Raw genomic sequence first — 1180 nt, 5'->3', positions numbered from 1 at the left:
TACCAAGGCGACGACGGGTAGCCGGCCTGAGAGGGTGACCGGCCACACTGGGACTGAGACACGGCCCAGACTCCTACGGGAGGCAGCAGTGGGGAATATTGCACAATGGGCGCAAGCCTGATGCAGCGACGCCGCGTGAGGGATGAATGCCTTCGGGTTGTAAACCTCTTTCAGCAGGGAAGAAGCGAAAGTGACGGTACCTGCAGAAGAAGCGCCGGCTAACTACGTGCCAGCAGCCGCGGTAATACGTAGGGCGCAAGCGTTGTCCGGAATTATTGGGCGTAAAGAGCTCGTAGGCGGTTTGTCGCGTCTGCTGTGAAAGCCCGGGGCTCAACCCCGGGTCTGCAGTGGGTACGGGCAGACTAGAGTGCAGTAGGGGAGACTGGAATTCCTGGTGTAGCGGTGAAATGCGCAGATATCAGGAGGAACACCGATGGCGAAGGCAGGTCTCTGGGCTGTAACTGACGCTGAGGAGCGAAAGCATGGGGAGCGAACAGGATTAGATACCCTGGTAGTCCATGCCGTAAACGTTGGGCACTAGGTGTGGGGGACATTCCACGTTTTCCGCGCCGTAGCTAACGCATTAAGTGCCCCGCCTGGGGAGTACGGCCGCAAGGCTAAAACTCAAAGGAATTGACGGGGGCCCGCACAAGCGGCGGAGCATGCGGATTAATTCGATGCAACGCGAAGAACCTTACCAAGGCTTGACATGGGCCGGACCGGGCTGGAAACAGTCCTTCCCTTCGGGGCCGGTTCACAGGTGGTGCATGGTTGTCGTCAGCTCGTGTCGTGAGATGTTGGGTTAAGTCCCGCAACGAGCGCAACCCTCGTTCCATGTTGCCAGCGCGTAATGGCGGGGACTCATGGGAGACTGCCGGGGTCAACTCGGAGGAAGGTGGGGACGACGTCAAATCATCATGCCCCTTATGTCTTGGGCTTCACGCATGCTACAATGGCCGGTACAATGGGTTGCGATACTGTGAGGTGGAGCTAATCCCAAAAAGCCGGTCTCAGTTCGGATTGGGGTCTGCAACTCGACCCCATGAAGTCGGAGTCGCTAGTAATCGCAGATCAGCAACGCTGCGGTGAATACGTTCCCGGGCCTTGTACACACCGCCCGTCAAGTCACGAAAGTTGGTAACACCCGAAGCCGGTGGCCTAACCCCTTGTGGGAGGGAGC

Annotated in this window: 1 rRNA gene; it reads left to right on the top strand. The window is 58.5% G+C overall.

The window, feature by feature from the left end:
- A 16S ribosomal RNA gene (locus AC5RWX_RS33570) occupies positions 1–1180 on the top strand; the annotation flags it as partial.

Source organism: Arthrobacter sp. SPT-J7, assembly GCF_059089965.1.
Note: the sequence above shows the minus strand (reverse complement) of the source record. Positions and strands in the feature narration are given on the sequence as shown.